Annotated in this window: 15 protein-coding genes and 1 tRNA gene; 5 read left to right on the top strand and 11 right to left on the bottom strand. The window is 59.7% G+C overall.

The window, feature by feature from the left end:
* Nucleotide 1 precedes the first annotated feature (1 nt).
* Nucleotides 2-3,310, bottom strand: a complete 3,309-nt coding sequence (locus tag EHO51_RS10290) for a DUF2126 domain-containing protein (protein WP_124738817.1) — start codon at nt 3,308-3,310, stop codon at nt 2-4.
* A gap of 295 nt (nt 3,311-3,605) precedes the next feature.
* Here EHO51_RS10290 and EHO51_RS10285 point away from each other — a divergent pair, with 295 nt between their 5' ends.
* Nucleotides 3,606-4,688, top strand: a complete 1,083-nt coding sequence (locus EHO51_RS10285) for a zinc-binding metallopeptidase family protein (RefSeq protein WP_124738816.1) — start codon at nt 3,606-3,608, stop codon at nt 4,686-4,688.
* 207 nt (nt 4,689-4,895) lie between these two features.
* Complete coding sequence (lldD, locus tag EHO51_RS10280) at nt 4,896-6,029, top strand: FMN-dependent L-lactate dehydrogenase LldD (RefSeq protein ID WP_124738815.1); 1,134 nt, start codon at nt 4,896-4,898, stop codon at nt 6,027-6,029.
* 6 nt (nt 6,030-6,035) lie between these two features.
* On the opposite strand, the gene EHO51_RS10275 is transcribed toward lldD, so the two are convergent.
* On the bottom strand, nt 6,036-6,803 hold the full coding sequence (locus EHO51_RS10275) for a carbonic anhydrase (protein ID WP_124738814.1): 768 nt from the start codon (nt 6,801-6,803) through the stop codon (nt 6,036-6,038).
* A gap of 319 nt (nt 6,804-7,122) precedes the next feature.
* On the opposite strand from EHO51_RS10275, the gene EHO51_RS10270 reads away from it, so the two are divergent.
* Together EHO51_RS10270 and EHO51_RS10265 are read left to right on the top strand one after the other, a co-directional pair.
* A complete protein-coding gene (locus EHO51_RS10270) occupies nt 7,123-7,329 on the top strand; it encodes a NepR family anti-sigma factor (RefSeq protein ID WP_124738813.1) in 207 nt (68 codons plus the stop codon).
* A 118-nt stretch (nt 7,330-7,447) separates the two neighbouring features.
* Nucleotides 7,448-7,732, top strand: coding sequence for a PsiF family protein (locus EHO51_RS10265; protein WP_124738812.1), 285 nt, complete (start codon nt 7,448-7,450; stop codon nt 7,730-7,732).
* 34 nt (nt 7,733-7,766) lie between these two features.
* On the opposite strand, the gene aqpZ is transcribed toward EHO51_RS10265, so the two are convergent.
* The 8 genes from aqpZ to EHO51_RS10225 form a co-directional block, all read right to left on the bottom strand.
* Complete coding sequence (aqpZ, locus tag EHO51_RS10260) at nt 7,767-8,468, bottom strand: aquaporin Z (RefSeq protein WP_124738811.1); 702 nt, start codon at nt 8,466-8,468, stop codon at nt 7,767-7,769.
* A gap of 175 nt (nt 8,469-8,643) precedes the next feature.
* Nucleotides 8,644-9,612, bottom strand: a complete 969-nt coding sequence (locus EHO51_RS10255) for a DUF5996 family protein (RefSeq protein WP_124738810.1) — start codon at nt 9,610-9,612, stop codon at nt 8,644-8,646.
* A gap of 30 nt (nt 9,613-9,642) precedes the next feature.
* Complete coding sequence (gene egtD / locus EHO51_RS10250; RefSeq protein ID WP_124738809.1) at nt 9,643-10,608, bottom strand: L-histidine N(alpha)-methyltransferase; 966 nt, start codon at nt 10,606-10,608, stop codon at nt 9,643-9,645.
* On the bottom strand, nt 10,608-11,912 hold the full coding sequence (gene egtB / locus EHO51_RS10245; protein WP_124738808.1) for an ergothioneine biosynthesis protein EgtB: 1,305 nt from the start codon (nt 11,910-11,912) through the stop codon (nt 10,608-10,610). Before egtB ends, egtD begins: the two co-directional genes overlap by 1 nt.
* A gap of 103 nt (nt 11,913-12,015) precedes the next feature.
* On the bottom strand, nt 12,016-12,732 hold the full coding sequence (locus EHO51_RS10240) for a glutathione S-transferase (RefSeq protein WP_124738807.1): 717 nt from the start codon (nt 12,730-12,732) through the stop codon (nt 12,016-12,018).
* A gap of 231 nt (nt 12,733-12,963) precedes the next feature.
* Nucleotides 12,964-13,557, bottom strand: coding sequence for a nucleotidyltransferase family protein (locus tag EHO51_RS10235; protein WP_245434872.1), 594 nt, complete (start codon nt 13,555-13,557; stop codon nt 12,964-12,966).
* An 11-nt stretch (nt 13,558-13,568) separates the two neighbouring features.
* Nucleotides 13,569-14,585, bottom strand: coding sequence for an XdhC family protein (locus EHO51_RS10230; protein WP_124738805.1), 1,017 nt, complete (start codon nt 14,583-14,585; stop codon nt 13,569-13,571).
* A 528-nt stretch (nt 14,586-15,113) separates the two neighbouring features.
* The gene (locus EHO51_RS10225) at nt 15,114-15,470 is read right to left on the bottom strand and encodes a hypothetical protein (RefSeq protein ID WP_124738804.1); all 357 of its coding nucleotides are present in this window, start codon (nt 15,468-15,470) and stop codon (nt 15,114-15,116) included.
* Between the two features lie 101 nt (nt 15,471-15,571).
* On the opposite strand from EHO51_RS10225, the gene EHO51_RS10220 reads away from it, so the two are divergent.
* Entirely contained in the window at nt 15,572-15,802 is a 231-nt protein-coding gene (locus tag EHO51_RS10220) for a hypothetical protein (RefSeq protein ID WP_124738803.1), read from the top strand.
* Between the two features lie 18 nt (nt 15,803-15,820).
* On the opposite strand, the gene EHO51_RS10215 is transcribed toward EHO51_RS10220, so the two are convergent.
* A tRNA-Ala gene (locus EHO51_RS10215) sits at nt 15,821-15,896 on the bottom strand.
* Nucleotides 15,897-16,012: the final 116 nt, after the last annotated feature.

Raw genomic sequence — 16,012 nt, 5'->3', positions numbered from 1 at the left:
CTCAGCGGACAATGCTCCTCCGAAGATCCAATGTCAGCGGAAACTCTTGGCCGGGCTCCTCGCGCGGCGGATCGACAGGCCCGGGCGTATGCCCATGATCCTCAAATCGCGCCAAGCGCCGCGCTTCGGCTTCGTTACTGTTGACGGGGAAGGCGTCGTAATTGCGGCCCCCAGGGTGCGTCGCGTGATACACGCAGCCGCCCAGCGAACGCCTGCTCCAGCAGTCGATCACGTCGAAGGTCAATGGCGCGTGGACCGGCAGCGTCGGATGCAGGCCGGAGGGCGGCTGCCAGGCCTTGAAGCGAACGCCCGCCACCGCCTCGCCGGGGACGCCGGTGCTGGTCATCGGGACACGGCGTCCATTGCAGGCGATCATGTGCCGGCCCGGAACGAGGCCCTTCGCTTTGACCTGCAGGCGCTCAAGCGACGAATCGACGTAGCGCACCGTGGCGCCGTTCGCGCCTTCTTCACCCATCACATGCCAGGGTTCGAGCGCGCCGCGGATCTCCAGATGAACGCCGCCGTGCTCGACGCTTCCAGCGAGCGGAAAGCGGAATTCCCGCTGCGCCTCAAACCATTCCTGTTCGAAGGCGTAGCCGGCGCGGCGCAGATCATCGATAACGCCAAGGAAGTCCTGCCATACGAAATGCGGCAGCATGAATTTGTCGTGCAGCGCCGTTCCCCAGCGCACCAGATCGCCGTGCTGCGGCTCCCGCCAGAACCAGGCGACGAGCGCGCGAAGCAACAGCTGCTGCGCCAGACTCATGCGGGCGTCGGGAGGCATTTCGAAGGCGCGGAATTCGACGAGCCCGAGACGCCCGGTCGGCCCGTCGGGCGAATAGAGCTTATCGATGCAGATTTCGGCGCGATGGGTGTTGCCGCCGACATCGACCAGCAGATTGCGGAACAGTCGGTCGACGAGCCACGGCGGCACATAGCCTTCGCCGGGAGACGGCACCTGCGCCAGGGCGATCTCCAGCTCGTACAGCGAGTCGTGCCGCGCCTCGTCAACGCGGGGCGACTGGCTGGTGGGGCCGATGAAGAGTCCGGAGAATAGATAGGATAGTGAGGGATGCCGCTGCCAATAAAGCACAAGGCTCTTCAAGAGGTCGGGGCGGCGCAGGAAGGGGGAGTCGGCTGGCGTTTTGCCCCCAAGCACGACATGATTGCCGCCGCCCGAGCCGATCTGCCGTCCGTCGATCATGAATTTGGCGGTCGTCAATCGCGCCCGCCGCGCGTCCTCATAGAGCGCGGTCGTCGTTTCGACGGCCTCCCGCCATGTGGCGGCCGGGTGAATATTGACCTCGATGACGCCAGGATCAGGCGTCACCTTGATCACTTCGAGGCGCGGGTCGTCGGGCGGCGGATAGCCTTCGATATAGAGCGGCAGCCCGGTCGCTTTGGCGCTCTCTTCCACCGCCTCGAGCAGTTCGAGATAATCCTCGAGCGTTTCGACGGGCGGCATGAACACGCAGAGATTGCCGTCTCGTGGTTCGATGGTGAAGGCGGTGCGCACGGCGCCCTCGACAAGGGACTGTTCGTGCACGTCTTGGCGCGCATGACCCCCGGACGTCGCCCCCCCGCCTTGAATGCGGCGAAAATGTCCGGGCTCCGGCAGCGGCTCGCGGGGCGCGAAGGGATCCTGCGGATAGATGAACGGATATTCGCCTTCGGGAAGCTTGGGCAAGGATGCAACCGGGAGCCGCAGTCCGATAGGCGAATCGCCCGGCGCCAAGAACAGCTTTCCTCGTCGCAGCGTCCACTTCTCCGAGGTCCAGCGCGACTGGGACTCGGCGCGCGCATTCCAGCGCTGAATCGGCAGGACGAAACCTGTCGGCTTGCTCAGGCCGCGCTCAAACACGCGCATCATGCGTGAGCGTTCCTCCGCATCGTCGATCTTAGGATCGGCGGGGTCGACATTGATCGGGAGGACGCTCTCCTTGACCATCCAATGCGCGGGATCTTCGTAGGCCGGCAAAGCATGTTCGGCGCCCACCCCGAGACGCTCCGCAAGATCCTGCACAAAGACTTCCGCCTCCGCCGTGGTCGCGCCTTTCGGCTCGGCGATATCGGCGATCAGTTGCGGCTGCGACCAAATCGGCTTGCCGTCCCGGCGCCAGTAAAGCCCGAAGGCCCAGCGCGGCAGGCTTTCGCCGGGATACCATTTGCCTTGGCCGTAATGCAGAAACCCGTTTGGCGCAAAGCGCTCGCGCAGCCTGCGAATAAGGTCGTCGGCCCGCTCTCGCTTGGTGGGGCCGGTCGCCGCCGTGTTCCACTCGGGGGATTCGAAATCGTCGATCGAGACGAATGTCGGCTCGCCGCCCATTGTGAGGCGAACGTCCAGCGCGCCAAGATCGGCGTCGACCTTCTCACCCAAGGCGTCAAGTCGGCCCCATGCGTCATGGGAAAAGGGGGCGGTGATGCGCGGCGCCTCATTGATGCGATCGACGCGCATCTCGAAACCGAATTCGACCTGGGCGGGCTCTACGAGGCCCGACAGAGGCGCGGCGGAGCGATAGTGCGGCGCGCTGCATAGCGGCAGATGACCTTCGCCGCAAAACAGTCCCGAAGTCGCGTCGAGACCGATCCAACCTGCGCCGGGCAGAAAAACTTCCGCCCAAGCGTGCAGATCGGTGAAGTCGTGATCGGTTCCCTTCGGGCCTTCAATCGGATCGACATCCGCCTTTAACTGGATGAGGTAGCCGGAGACGAAACGCGCCGCGAGACCGAGCTTGCGCAAGATCTGCACGAGAAGCCAAGCGGAATCGCGGCACGAACCCGATCCCAGCGCGAGAGTCTCTTCCGGCGCCTGCACGCCAGGCTCCATCCGGATGACGTAACGAATGTCGCGGTGCAGCCGCGCGTTGAGTTCGACGAGAAAATCAATTGTCCGCGTTTTTTGCCGCGGAAGGCTTCGGACGAAGTCTTCCGTCAGGGCGCCCACGTCCTCGGGGTCAAGATAGGCGGCAAGCTCAATTTTCTGTTCCTCTGGATAAGCGAACGAAAATTCTTCGGCATAAGGCTCGATGAAGAAATCGAATGGGTTATAGACGGCGAGATCCGCCAGCAGATCGACCTCAATCTTGAATTCGCTCGCGCTATCGGGGAACACCAGACGCGCCAGCCAATTCCCGTGCGGGTCCTGCTGCCAGTTTATGAAATTTTCCGAAGGCGCGATCTTGAGCGAGTAGCTCAAGATTTTCGTGCGGCAATGCGGAGCCGGGCGCAGACGGACGATCTGCGGACCGAGCACGACCGGGCGGTCATATTTGTAGTGGGTGATGTGGTGAAGGGCGATCTGGATCGACACGTTAATCAGCGTCTCGTTTCAGCGTCATTCTCTCAAGAACTGACGCAGGGCCACTGCCGAGAGTTTAGCGGGGCCGCGCCGCGCAGTGTCAATCTGAAGAGCCGCCAAAATGGCGGCTTTGTCCGAAATTACGGCAATAAGCCTAGCAGGTGAATACGGGCTGCGCATTCAATTGGCGCCGGTATAGGATGCTCCGGAAGACCGAGGCTCCCGAGCGACCACCGCTCTGTCTTGACCAGGAACATTCCGTCAGCAGCGCAGTTAAGGGCGCAAGCGCGGTTCGGGAAGATCCTCCATGAAAGCCTTTCGATGCCAGGTTTGCCGCCAGAGCATACTTTTCGAGAACACCAAATGCGAAAGTTGCGGGCACACGCTCGGCTATTTGCCGACGCATAGCGAGATGACCGCCGTCGAACCCGTCGGTAACGGATGGCGCGCGCTCGCTGACGGAACTCGCGAATATCGTTTCTGCAAGAACTGGGAGTTGCACGGATGTAATTGGATGGTCGAGAAGGGCGGTCCCTCGGAGTATTGCCTCGCCTGCCAGCATAATCGAATCGTGCCTGACTTGTCGGACGACAAGCGCCACGCGGCGTGGCGGAAAATCGAAGCCGCCAAACGACGGCTATTTTACAGCCTGATCAGACTGAAGCTTCCTGCGCCAACGGCGTCCGAGAACGACGGCGAGCCGCTCGTCTTTGATTTCTTGGCTGAGGAGCCATCGCGACGGCCGGTGCTCACGGGCCATAGCTCGGGCCTGATTACGATCGCTTTGAAGGAAGCGGACGACCCCGTGAGGGAAAAAATGCGCGATGAGATGGGTGAGCCTTATCGTACATTGCTTGGGCATTTCCGGCATGAGATCGGCCATTATTATTGGGATCGCATCGTGCCGCACGCCGAACATCTTTGGCCGTTTCGAGAGCTCTTTGGAGACGAGCGGGAAGATTATTTCACCGCCCTAAAGAGACATTATGATGAGGGGCCGCCAGCCGACTGGCGACAAAAGCACATAAGCGCATACGCCTCTTGTCATGCGTGGGAAGATTTTGCGGAAACCTTCGCGCATTATCTCCATATCGTCGACACGCTCGAAACCGGTAGCAGCGCAGGGCTCGTGGTGCGGCGGGATGACGGTTCTCCGGCGCGGGTCGATTTTGATCCCTACGGCTATCCCGACATCAATGAGATGGTCGATAGTTGGCTGGACATTTCGTTCGCGTTGAACAACATCAACCGATCTATGGGGCAGCCCGATATCTATCCCTTCGTGATTTCCCCGGTCGTGAAAGAAAAGCTGAGCTTTGTCCAAAACCTTCTCATGGATCACGCCCAGCGCCACGCCGCTGTCGCCGCGCCGCGCGCCGCGTGCTGCTAATCCATCCAATTGCGATAGAGGGCCAGCTCGCAGGCGAAGCGCTCTTGAGCTGTGACGAAGCGGCAAGCGCCCAAGGCGATAGATCGGTTTGACGATGCGCCGCGCTCCTGCGATCAAGGCGGAAGGCGTGAGCCCTCGACGCGCGCCTGTGCGTTCAGGCGTAGGCTCGCGCTCACGCTCCAGCGCCCGACCAGTTTGGGGAATCGAATGATTGTTTCGTCAGCTTCGGATTATCGAAAGGTCGCACAGCGCAAGCTGCCGCGCTTCCTCTTTGATTATATCGATGGCGGGGCGAACGCAGAAGACACCCTGCAGGCCAATGTCGCTGATTTGAGAGCCGTGAACCTCAGACAGCGCGTGTTGAAGAACGTCACCGGCCTCAGTCTCGCGACGGCGTGGTTCGGTCAGCATTCCGAGCTTCCGGTGATCCTGGCGCCTGTCGGGCTGAGCGGGATGTTTGCTCGTCGGGGCGAGGTCCAGGCGGCCAATGCTGCGTCGAGGAAGGGCATTCCTTACGTGCTGTCAACGCTTTCGATCTGCTCGCTCGAAGAGGTCGCGTCGCAATGCAGCGCAGGAACCATCTGGTTCCAGCTCTACGTGCTCAAAGACCGCGGATTCATGCAATCGATGTTGGAGCGCGCCCAACGCGCAGGCATAACAAAACTTGTCTTCACGGTAGACCTTCCTGTGCATGGATCGCGCTACCGCGACGCCCATTCCGGTCTGTCAGGGCCTATCGCCAAACCGAGGCGCTTGCTTCAGGCGATCGCGAAACCGAGCTGGTCCTTTGACGTGGGGATCAGGGGCCGACCGCACGATCTCGGCAACATCTCAAAATATCTCGGCAAGGCGACCGGACTGCAGGATTACATCGGCTGGCTTGGAAAAAACATTGATCCATCGATCAGCTGGTCAGACCTCGAATGGATCCGCGAGTTCTGGAAGGGGCCTTTGATCCTCAAGGGCATATTGGATCCTGAGGACGCACGGGACGCCGTGCGGTTCGGAGCGAATGGAATCATCGTTTCCAATCACGGCGGACGGCAGCTCGACGGCGCGCTCTCGACGGTCAAAGCCTTGCCGCCGATCGTCGACGCCGTCGGAAGCGATCTTGAAGTTTTTGTCGATTCAGGCGTGCGGTCCGGACTGGACGTGGTGCGCATGCTGGCGCTCGGCGCAAAGGGCGTCCTGCTCGGACGGGCCGCAGCCTATGCGCTGGCCGCGGCCGGACAGGGGGGCGTCGAGAATATGCTCGAGATCTTCGCCAAAGAAATGCGCGTGGCGATGACCCTGACGGGCGTCACTTCAATTGCGCAGATCGATCGGCGCATTCTTGCGTGATCAGCCTCAAGCAAACAGGTCGACCCGACCGTCTGCAAGGCGATAAATTCCGCTCACGACTTTGACGCGCTTCTCATTGACAGCGGCGCTCAGCAACGGCGTTGCGGTCTCGAGCATCCTCGCGCACATCCGGGCGTTCTCCGCGGTCGCATTCTCCTGAAGATCGCCCTGCCGGCCCCTAACTGCTTCAACCGCGGGGGTTAGAGCGGCGACGAGCGTCGGAAGGTGGCCTGGCAAAGTCGTATGATCCTGGATCGACGAAATCGCCGACTTAACAGCGCCGCAGGCTTCGTGACAGAGCACTAAGATGAGAGGAGTCTTCAACACCTCAACAGCATATTCCAAGCTTGCGATATTGTATGGATTGGCGACATTGCCCGCGACACGAACAACGAAAAGGTCGCCGCGCGAACTGTCAAAAGCGTATTCCGGCGCGATACGTGAATCCGCGCAGCTAAGAATCGCAGCATAAGGATTCTGTCCGCTGACGAGGGCTTCGCGCTCTGCGAAGAAGTCGTGCCGTCTTGCGATGCCCTTCTGATATCGCCTATTGCCCTCCATCAGGCGCGCCAATGCATCGTCTGGATTCATCACATTATCAGGCTTGGGCGGCGCACTACTCGGCTTGGCTTGTTTCGACTGGGATTTTCGGCCCTGGGCGCTCGCGCTTCCTACGACCGTCAGCGCTCCCGCCGTGGCGGCGCCGAACACAAAGGCTCTGCGGCGCATTTTGCTTCCATGAATGACATCGGTAAAGCCACACGCCTGACACATACGCGATCCTCCGAGAGAGAAAACAACGCTCCGAACCCGTGGCGCACACATAGCGCCATATTGATCGATATTGAAAGAGTCTACTCGAGCTCGGCCTTTTTACCGCGGTCAAAATTGCTTTGCTTTCAACGCTGACAAGGCGCCATGCGAGCGTCTGCCGCTGAACGATGGCTGGTCGATTGAGCAGGATCCGATGTATCTAATTTACCATGAATTTTACAAATCGCCTGTTGCGGGCCCGCGGGGGAGCGTCGCTCACATTATGGCCGCAACCTAAGTCGACGCTCTCACGTCCGCTGTGGACGAGTGGAGGCGTAACATGCGTCTGTCCCCTATGCATGGCCAAAAGGTCGGCGATGAAATCGGCGAATTGCTAAGGAAAACCTACGACGACGTTCTTCGAGAGCCGCTTCCCGATCGGATGCGCGATCTATTGGAGGGGCTGGGAATGGACAGGCCGTTTTTTTTAGCGGAAGCGCGAGCTTGCGAAGATAGCGACTCCGATCATGCGCTCACGGCGCGCTGACGTCGTTGGAGCCTGGGCGCCTGTTATGGGCTCAGGTTATGTCAGCAGATCGCGTCGTTATCTTGCTCACCTGCCTTTGATTCTTCTTCGAAGCTGCGGGAATTTTTGAGAGGACACCATGTCGATAAGAATTTTGACCGCCGGAATTTGCGTCGCTGGCGCTTTGATTTCGACTGCTGCTTTCGCCCAGACACCGCCAACTGGCCCGGACTGCGCCGCCCAGGCGACGGAAAAGAAGCTGCACGGCGCAGCGCTGAAAAGTTTCATGAGAAGGTGCGACAGAGACGCCGCTGCGAGCGCCTGCGATGTGGCTGCAGCTGAAAAGAAACTGGCAGGCGCAGCTCGGACGAGCTTCACGAAGAAGTGTGTCAGGGACGCTGCGGCGAAGCCCAGCATCCACTGATTGCGTATAAAATCAGAAGGTCGCTCCGTGTCGCTCAGTCATCAGCAAGGGTAAAGCGATGAATGAGCCCCCCGATGACGGCGCCGACGAGCGGCGCGACCCAGAACAGCCAAAGTTGTTCGAGGGCCCAGCCGCCGACGAAGAGCGCCTGGCTTGTCGAACGCGCAGGGTTCACGGAAGCGTTGGTGATAGGGATGTCGACCAGATGGATCAGCGTCAGCGCCAATCCGATCGCGATCGGCGCGAAGGCGACCGGCGCGCGACCTTCCGTCGTTCCCAGAATGACAAGCAGGAAAAACGCCGTCAGCACGATTTCCGCAAGAAGGCCGGACTGCCATGTGTATCCAGCGGGGGAATGTTCGTCATAGCCATTTGCGGCAAAGCCGTTGGCGAGCGAAAAATCAATGTTGCCCTGAGCGATCTTGAGCAGCACGAAAGCCGCAAATGTCGCGCCGAGAAGCTGCACGACCCAGAAGGGTCCGACGTCCTTCCAGGAGAAGCGGCCGGCCGTCGCGACGCCGAGCGTCACCGCTGGATTGAAATGGCCGCCAGATACGGGGCCGAAGGCGTAAGCGCCCGTCAGCACCGTGAGTCCGAAGGCTAGCGCCACGCCGAGAAAGCCAATGCCGAGCTGTGGAAAGCCGGCGGAAATCACCGCGCTGCCGCAGCCGCCGAACACGAGCCAAAAAGTCCCAAGAAATTCAGCGAGAAGCCTACGTGGAAGAGAATGCCGCATTTAGTTCTCCTTCTGTCGCTGCACGAATGAATTTGTGAATCGAAGGAAAGCTTAGCGCAAAGCCATGGTTTGATCGAGGGCCGACATGCCGCGGCGAGGTCGAGCGCGGACCGGCTTGTGCTCCGAGAGCCAAGTGGGAAAGAACAGAAAGTCGCACGCGGATCGTTAGAACGCCTTATCCGCGAATGGGACGCGGGACGCCGACATGTCCTAATGGACATTCGAGAGCTGCGCGGTCCCATCCGCCGGCGTCGGCGGCAGCGTCATATGTGCTCTGCAAAAAGCGAAGGAGCGTCGCATCCGGATGTTCGGCTTTTCGCACGATGTCATAGGGCAGGATGAATTCCTTGAGATCCTGGCTAAAAAAAGCGCCCTCGGGTCCTACCGGCGCGCGATCGAATCCCGGCGGCGCGGGATAGGCGTAGGAATAGAAAGCAGGAAAATCGATCGAGCCGCCGCCAGGCCAAAAGCCCGCGCTGCTCACCTCATGCGAGTAAGCTTCGCGCACAACGGCGTCCGCAAGATTTGGAACACCCCCGGGATGGCGCGGCGCACGGCGACCAGAAAACCTCGTCACCGCCAAATCGAAACTGCCCCAGAAAAAGTGCACAGGGCTGACCTTGCCAACGAAGCCGGTGCGAAAGGTTTTGAAGACGCGATCGGCCTGCACAAGCAATCTCCAAAAGCTGTTCGCGTAAACAGGATCGTAGTCGGCATGAATCCGGTCCGTGGTGAAGGGAAGCGCATCAGGTATCTCGTTGGGATGTTCATTGATGCGCACAAAAATGCTCAACTCCTCGAGCCTGCTGAAAAGATGCGCGTAAAAGTCGGCGACAGTCTGAGATCGGAGCTGCATTTGGCGTTCGTCGCCATCGCTCGTCGTTATACGAAGAACGTGGTCTATAAAATCGAAATCAATCTGAAAGACGCTTACGCCATATGCGATGGGCGACGTGGTGAGGCCACGCGTCGTCACATAAAGCGCAACGTGCCAGGAGTGGTTCTGCCAGGGAGTCAGCGACAACCGGATCTTGCCGACGATCTGAGTCCAGAGATGCAGAGTCGTATAGGTCTCCCGCCAAGCCAAGTAAGGCAACGCTGGCCAAGCATTTCGCTCTGCTTCGGTCACGGTAGTCGCGGTCATTCAGCTGGTCCCGGCGGCGTCGCCCTTCGCTCAAGGTGCGACCAATTCATGTACGCTGAACAAGCTTAGGTGATCTTTCCATACGCGCAGAGGGGTCCACCCCGCCGCCTGCGCGATCAGATGGAACTCTTCGATCGTGTATTTGTAAGCGCTCTCGGTGTGAATCGTCTCCGCCGTACGGAAGCGAATTTTTCTTCCCGCCACCCAGACGTCCTGATCCTTCAGACTGACGAGATGCATCTCAATGCGTCCTTCGAAGGGCTCGTAGGTCGCCGCATGGCGAAAGGCTTGAAGATCGAATGTCGCATCGAGTTCGCGATTAATGCGCACAAGGAGATTGAGATTGAATGCGGCGGTGACGCCATTGGCGTCATCGTAAGCTGCAACAAGCTGGCGAACGTCCTTTTTCAGATCGACGCCGATGATCAGCTTTCCGCGCGGCGAAAGCGTCTCTCGCATCGCGCGTAGCAACTGCGTCGCCTCCGCAGGGACGAAATTGCCGATCGTCGATCCAGGGAAAAATCCCAGCTTAGGCCGTTCCGCCAGCTCGAGAGGAAGCTCGATCGGACGCGAAAAATCGCCCAAGAGCAGCTGAATGTTGAGTCCGGAAAATCGCGCCGTCAGCCGCTCTCGAGCATCTGTAAGAGCGCTCTCCGAGATATCGATCGGCACATAGGCGTGTAGACGCGGCAAATGTCCGAGCAGGATTTCCGTCTTGATGCTCGAACCCGAGCCGAACTCGACGAGAACCGTCTCTGCGAGCGCTCCCTCGAGCATCTGCATCGCATTGGCTGTGAGAATCCCAACCTCGACTCTTGTTGGATAGTACTCGGGCTGGCGCGTAATGTCTTCGAAAAGCCCGCTGCCTTTCGCGTCATAAAAGAACCGGCAGGGAAGACTCTTCTTCGGCCGGGACAGGCCCTCCAGCACGCTAACGGCGAAGTCGTCCGCTTGCCGCGCGAGCGGCGTGGCTGAGCGTTCCGTCGCCTTTGACATCAGGCAACCTCCGAAGCGAGACGTAGGCCCAGAAATTGCCAGCGCTGATGTGGATAAAAGAAGTTGCGATAGCTCGGGCGGATGTGATCTTGCGGCGTTACGCAGGAGCCGCCGCGCAACACGTGCTGACCAACCATGAACTTGCCATTGTATTCTCCGAGCGCTCCCTCAGGGGCGCGATAGCCCGGATAGGGCAGATAGGCGCTCTGGGTCCATTCCCAGACATCGCCGAACATCTGACGAGGCGATCCATTGGGTTCGGCTTCGACCGGTCGCGGACGCAATGCCGCCGTTTCAAGAAAATTTCCCTGCTTTGGGACTGTTGCCGCCGCGACTTCCCATTCGAATTCCGTGGGCAAGCGCTTGCCAGACCAGCGCGCAAAAGCATCGGCTTCGTAGTAGCTCACATGCGCAACCGGCGCATCGAGGCTTAGCGGCTGCAATCCATGGAGCGACATCTCAAACCACTCTCCGTCGCGAGACTCCCAATAGAGTGGCGCATGCCAGTTTTCGCGCAGGATCGCGGCCCAGCCGTCGGACAGCCATAGGGTCGCCGTCTCGTAGCCGCCGTCGGCGACGAACGCCAACCACTCCCGGTTTGTGACGAGGCGGTCCGCAAGCCGAAACGGGCGCAGGAGCACATCATGGCGAGGCCCCTCATTGTCCCAAGCAAAACCCTTTCCGTCGTGGCCGATTTGGCGCACGCCGCCGGCAAAGTCGATCCAGCGTAGCGGTTCGCTTGGCGCGGGAATGGAGTGGGGCTGGGTTGGGCGATAGGCTGGCGTTAGGGGATTCGCAGCGAAAAGGGAGAGGATGTCTGTGAGCATCAGCTCCTGATGTTGCTGCTCGTGATTGATCCCGACCTCCAGCGTATGGATCAACGCCGGCGACGCCTCGGTTTGCTCAGTAAGAAGCTGCGCCAATGCTATGTCAACATGCTGCCTGTAGGCGAAAACGCGATCGAGCGACGGCCTGGTGAGTAGTCCGCGCTTCGGCCTTGGCTGCCGAGCGCCAAGGTGCTCATAATACGAATTGAAGCAATAATTGAACGCCTCATCGAATAGTTGATAGCCAGTCAGATACGGCGTCAAGACGAAGGTTTCGAAAAACCAAGTTGTGTGAGCGAGATGCCATTTGGTCGGACTGGCGTCCTCCATCGCTTGGACGACCATGTCTTCGGCGCTGAGTGGAGCTGCAAGTTCGATCGAAAGTCTGCGGGTTTGAAAAAGACGGTCGCTCATGGCGCTGTGGGCGCTCGCCGAAAGCTGCGTTTCGAGGATCAAGGCTAATCCACCCATCAACATCTCTCCAAAGAAGCAAGCTGAACTTAAGCTGCGACGCCCGACAAGGTGAGCATATAGGGCGATCCGCCAACCTAAGGGTCCGTGCAGGGATTGGTCCCGCTGATCAGTCATCGAGTTCAGGATAGTGACGAAATATACCTTGCTCGTTGAATTTCACCCTGCGATCGCTCTCGATGTATGCGCGAATGCGCGGGCGTCGCGCGACCATCATGCAAAGAGCGGACACGCGCGGCGACGCGGCGAGAACTGCTTTTGTTGTGTTGGGGAACGCATAGAGCAAGCCTTCGACGGTTTGGAACAGGGAGAGATCGGCGTAGCTTAAGGTATCGCCGACGAGATGTGCGTCACCGTCGGGATTGCGGGCGAGGATCGTTTGGAACCAATCAAGATATTTTTGTATCCGTTCCTTGCGGAACCACTTCGCTCTGCGTGAGGCCTCGGGTTTCTGCTCCTCGTAATACAAATCCCCGCCCAAGGGATGATGAGTGTCGTGAGCCTCGCCGACCAAGTCAGCGATCGTCAACTGAATTTGGTGAACCCAAAGTCTGCGCGCCGCGTCGCTCGGCGCGAGATGGTGACGATCGCCGAGATAAAGCAGTATCGCGGCGGTCTGTCCCACGATCACCTGTCCGTCTTTCAAGAACGGCGGTGCGAATGACGGATGGGCGAGGTCGGTTCGTTCGAGAAAAGCCACAAGCGACGCCTCGGCGTTTGGCTCACGCGCCATGTCAATATAGCTGGCGCCGGCTTCTTCCAGCACGAGCCTCACGAACTCTCCACGTCCTTGAATGCCGGGCCAATAGTAGAGCTCATAGGGCATGACTGAGCCTGCAATTTCGGCTGCGCCGGAAGTATCCAGCGCGGAAGGTCGTCTCGAACGTCAATCGCTTGATGGCCGCTTATGCTGCAACATATTCCTTGAGCCGGACACATCAAGGTCGCGCTTGAGGCGCATCAGAGCCCCGACGCAGCCGTGCGGCTGCTCTATTATCGCAGCGTGCGCGGTTAAGCGGCCCATTTGCATGACGAAATCTGCGCCGCGTAAAAGCCCTTAAAGATTCGCAATGTTCAATCGCGAACGGGCGGCTTCCAAATCCGCAGGCGCATCAACGTCGAGATAGGCGCTTTCATCAAACACGTGCGCCTGCTTTTGCGAATCCGCGCAGTTCTGGAGCAATTGCTTGGCGCCCGACGACCCAGAAAGGACCGCCAGCGAGGGGAGGAATCGTCGGGGCCACAAAACCGGGTTGCGCTGCTCGCCAGAGGAGGTTGTTGGATAGGTGATCAAAGCGCCCCGGCTCTCCATAAAGAGGGCGGTCAGCTCTTTGATCAGATCTGATGTCAAAAAGGGCAGATCGCCCGGGATCACAAACGCTCCTTGTGTTTGCTGGCCGAGCGCGTTGACGCCGACGGCGATCGACGCTCCCATGCCGCTTTCCCAGTTCAAATTGTGTGCAAATCGAAGCGGCAAGCCTTCGAGAGCTTTTTCGATCTGCGGGCGATCGCAGCCGGTAACGACGACAACGTCGACGCCGCTGCAAACGACGGCTTCGGCCACCCTGCGGATGAGCGGCTTTCCGCCGAGGTCGGAGAGAAGCTTGTTGTTCTCGCCAAATCGTTTTGAGGCTCCAGCAGCCAAGAGCACAGCTGCGATATTCACGCTTGCCTCGTTTCGCGCGCGACTTTGACGATTTCCGCGAGAATCGAGACGGCGATCTCGGCCGGGCCTTTCGCGCCAATCGGCAGTCCAATCGGGGCGCTGATGCGCGCGAGTTCCGCATCGTTGAAGCCTGCTGCGGCGAGACGCTGCAAGCGCTTGGCGTGTGTCCGTGTCGAGCCCAGGGCGCCAATATACAGGCAGTGCGAGCGCAGCGCCTCGGTGAGCGCTTCATCGTCAATCGCGGCGGCGTGGGTCAGAGCGACCACCGCCGTCCTTGGGTCGAGCCCCAAGGACTTCAGCGAGATTTCAGGCCAGTCGGTGAGACTTTTGAAATCGCCGAGGCGGTCTACGCTCGCAAATGCGGCGCGCGGGTCCACGACGACGACGTCGTAACCAATGCGATTCGTCAGATCAGCCAGCACCTGGCCGACATGCGTCGCGCCGACAATGACCACGCGAACGGGCGGCGTGAGCGCGTGCAAGAAGACCGGCGCATCGCCGAGCGAGAGAAGCCGGCTTTCACCCGAAACCAGGCATTGGGCGATCTCGGCCGGCATCAATTCGCTGGCGTCAAACAGGCGTCGCGCGCCGGTCGCAAGCGTGGTGATCACGGCAAGCGACATCCGTGCGCGGCGCGCGGAAAACACTCTGTCGAGAAAAGCTGAATCTCGCTCACGCTGCAGCGGCTCGACATAGATGCTGATGGCGCCGCCGCAGGGCAGGTCGGCCTTCCACGCCAGTTCCTCTCCGACTCCGAACTCTAACAACTTCGGTCTGTCGCGCGCCAGAACGTCCGCCGCTTGGGTAATCACGTCCGCTTCGACGCAACCCCCGGAGACGGAGCCCTCGAATTGTCCGCATGGACCGATGGCCATTTGGCCGCCGACCGGTACGGGCGACGAACCCCAGGTGGAAACGACGGTCGCTAACGCCGCCTGTCCGAATTCCTCCAGCCACCTGCGGGCGCTCGTCAGCGCGTCTCTCGGTCGGCCGGGGTCTGGGACGTAATTCATTTACTCTGCGTGGTTGCTCGTGGGCTGCCTCAACTCGGGTAGCTTATCGATCGTGATCGGAAGATCGCGGACGCGAGATGTTCACGAAGGGCGTCGAGGAAGGTGGTCCACGGCCGCACGAACATGCGGCGTTCCACGTCATTCACGCGAAAGCCCACCTCGAACTCCGGCGGCAAGCTCCGCTGAGGTCGCCTGCGGTCTTCCTTGCATGGCCTGATCCGAGAAGGCCGAATTAGAACCGCCGGCATTAGGATTGGTTCCCTTGCAGCTTCAGGAAGACGATCGCACATCAGCTCGAGAATGCTTCCTGGCTCACGCGTCGCGCCGAACTTGCCGCGATCATTCAGCCGAACTTGCCGCGATCATTCATCTGCTTACCGGAAAAAACCCGTTGCCAGATGGAAGCCAGGAGGTCCTATTTAATACGACCCCTGTTACAGGGCTATCCGTGTGGAAGCACGGTGAGGGAATAACGGTCGATCGCGTCGATACCTTAGAGGAGTGTTCGAGGCGCGCGAAATCCTGGGTCTATTTCTGTTCGACACACGCGCCGTTGATTGAGACCGTCATCTCATGAGAGGCGGCGTTTACGGCATATAATTCCACTGCGCCGGTGGAACGGTTGAGGTTGCCCCCCTGATTTTTCTTATTTTTAAAGACGTAGTAGGCGTCATTCTTTCGAATGAGAGAAAAATGGCCATCAAGGGCGCTGACGTTGCTCAGCTTCACTGCGGCGCCACTTATCTCGATGGAAAAGGGCCCCGACTGGCTTGAGTCGCTCTGTTGAGCCGAGACCTCGCATTGATATGTCACCGGCGCATCTTCAGCGAAGGCCCAACCCGAGCAGAACAATATGATCGTCGCAACGGATAGTCGTAATTTCATTTCGCAAGTTCCTTTCTATGGAAGCATCGCCCTGCGCGCCGACGGGCGTCACCCGACCTCGTTGGCAGGCAGCGCCGCTGTCGCGAGATCGGCGCCATCCCATGTCGGAGACCGCATTTTGTATTCAATTCGTCCATTTGCTGAGCGTCTTTGAATGGATCTCTCGCGCCAGGTTTCGTCGCCGGATCGCCCGTTTGACGCCAGAACAATTTTCGCACGCCGAGACCAACCGCGAGGTTCAGAGGCTGCGCGGCGCTCCTGCGATTCGGCTAGGGCCAAATCCGGGATTTGTCGAGAACCATTTCGTTGGTTTCTTCGAAAAACCACTTTAAAACAGCGGATTAGGATAGTGGTGGAGCCAGACGGAATCGAACCGACGACCTCTTCAATGCCATTGAAGCGCTCTCCCAACTGAGCTATGGCCCCGTTTTATTCGGACGCCTCTTGGGGGAGGCCGGACGGCTTGACGTCGTCGCGCGCTGTATAGTTCAGCCGTGCGTCGCCTGCAAGCCCGCTCAAGAGGGCCGCCGCTCCGGCGGGCC

This window comes from Methylocystis rosea (assembly GCF_003855495.1).
Lineage (GTDB): Bacteria > Pseudomonadota > Alphaproteobacteria > Rhizobiales > Beijerinckiaceae > Methylocystis > Methylocystis rosea_A.
This window is presented reverse-complemented; position numbering and strand designations above follow the sequence as displayed.

Excerpts from the sequence above, each read along its gene's own strand:
- EHO51_RS10275 (WP_124738814.1), bottom strand. The coding sequence starts at position 6,803 with ATGTGTCAGGCGTGTGGCTTTACCGATGTCATTCATGGAAGCAAAATG.
- EHO51_RS10220 (WP_124738803.1), top strand. The coding sequence starts at position 15,572 with ATGTCGGAGACCGCATTTTGTATTCAATTCGTCCATTTGCTGAGCGTC.
- EHO51_RS10225 (WP_124738804.1), bottom strand. The coding sequence starts at position 15,470 with ATGAAATTACGACTATCCGTTGCGACGATCATATTGTTCTGCTCGGGT.
- EHO51_RS10265 (WP_124738812.1), top strand. The coding sequence starts at position 7,448 with ATGTCGATAAGAATTTTGACCGCCGGAATTTGCGTCGCTGGCGCTTTG.
- EHO51_RS10285 (WP_124738816.1), top strand. The coding sequence starts at position 3,606 with ATGAAAGCCTTTCGATGCCAGGTTTGCCGCCAGAGCATACTTTTCGAG.
- EHO51_RS10255 (WP_124738810.1), bottom strand. The coding sequence starts at position 9,612 with ATGACCGCGACTACCGTGACCGAAGCAGAGCGAAATGCTTGGCCAGCG.
- EHO51_RS10240 (WP_124738807.1), bottom strand. The coding sequence starts at position 12,732 with ATGCCCTATGAGCTCTACTATTGGCCCGGCATTCAAGGACGTGGAGAG.
- EHO51_RS10270 (WP_124738813.1), top strand. The coding sequence starts at position 7,123 with ATGCGTCTGTCCCCTATGCATGGCCAAAAGGTCGGCGATGAAATCGGC.
- egtD (WP_124738809.1), bottom strand. The coding sequence starts at position 10,608 with ATGTCAAAGGCGACGGAACGCTCAGCCACGCCGCTCGCGCGGCAAGCG.
- EHO51_RS10230 (WP_124738805.1), bottom strand. The coding sequence starts at position 14,585 with ATGAATTACGTCCCAGACCCCGGCCGACCGAGAGACGCGCTGACGAGC.
- egtB (WP_124738808.1), bottom strand. The coding sequence starts at position 11,912 with ATGTTGATGGGTGGATTAGCCTTGATCCTCGAAACGCAGCTTTCGGCG.
- lldD (WP_124738815.1), top strand. The coding sequence starts at position 4,896 with ATGATTGTTTCGTCAGCTTCGGATTATCGAAAGGTCGCACAGCGCAAG.
- aqpZ (WP_124738811.1), bottom strand. The coding sequence starts at position 8,468 with ATGCGGCATTCTCTTCCACGTAGGCTTCTCGCTGAATTTCTTGGGACT.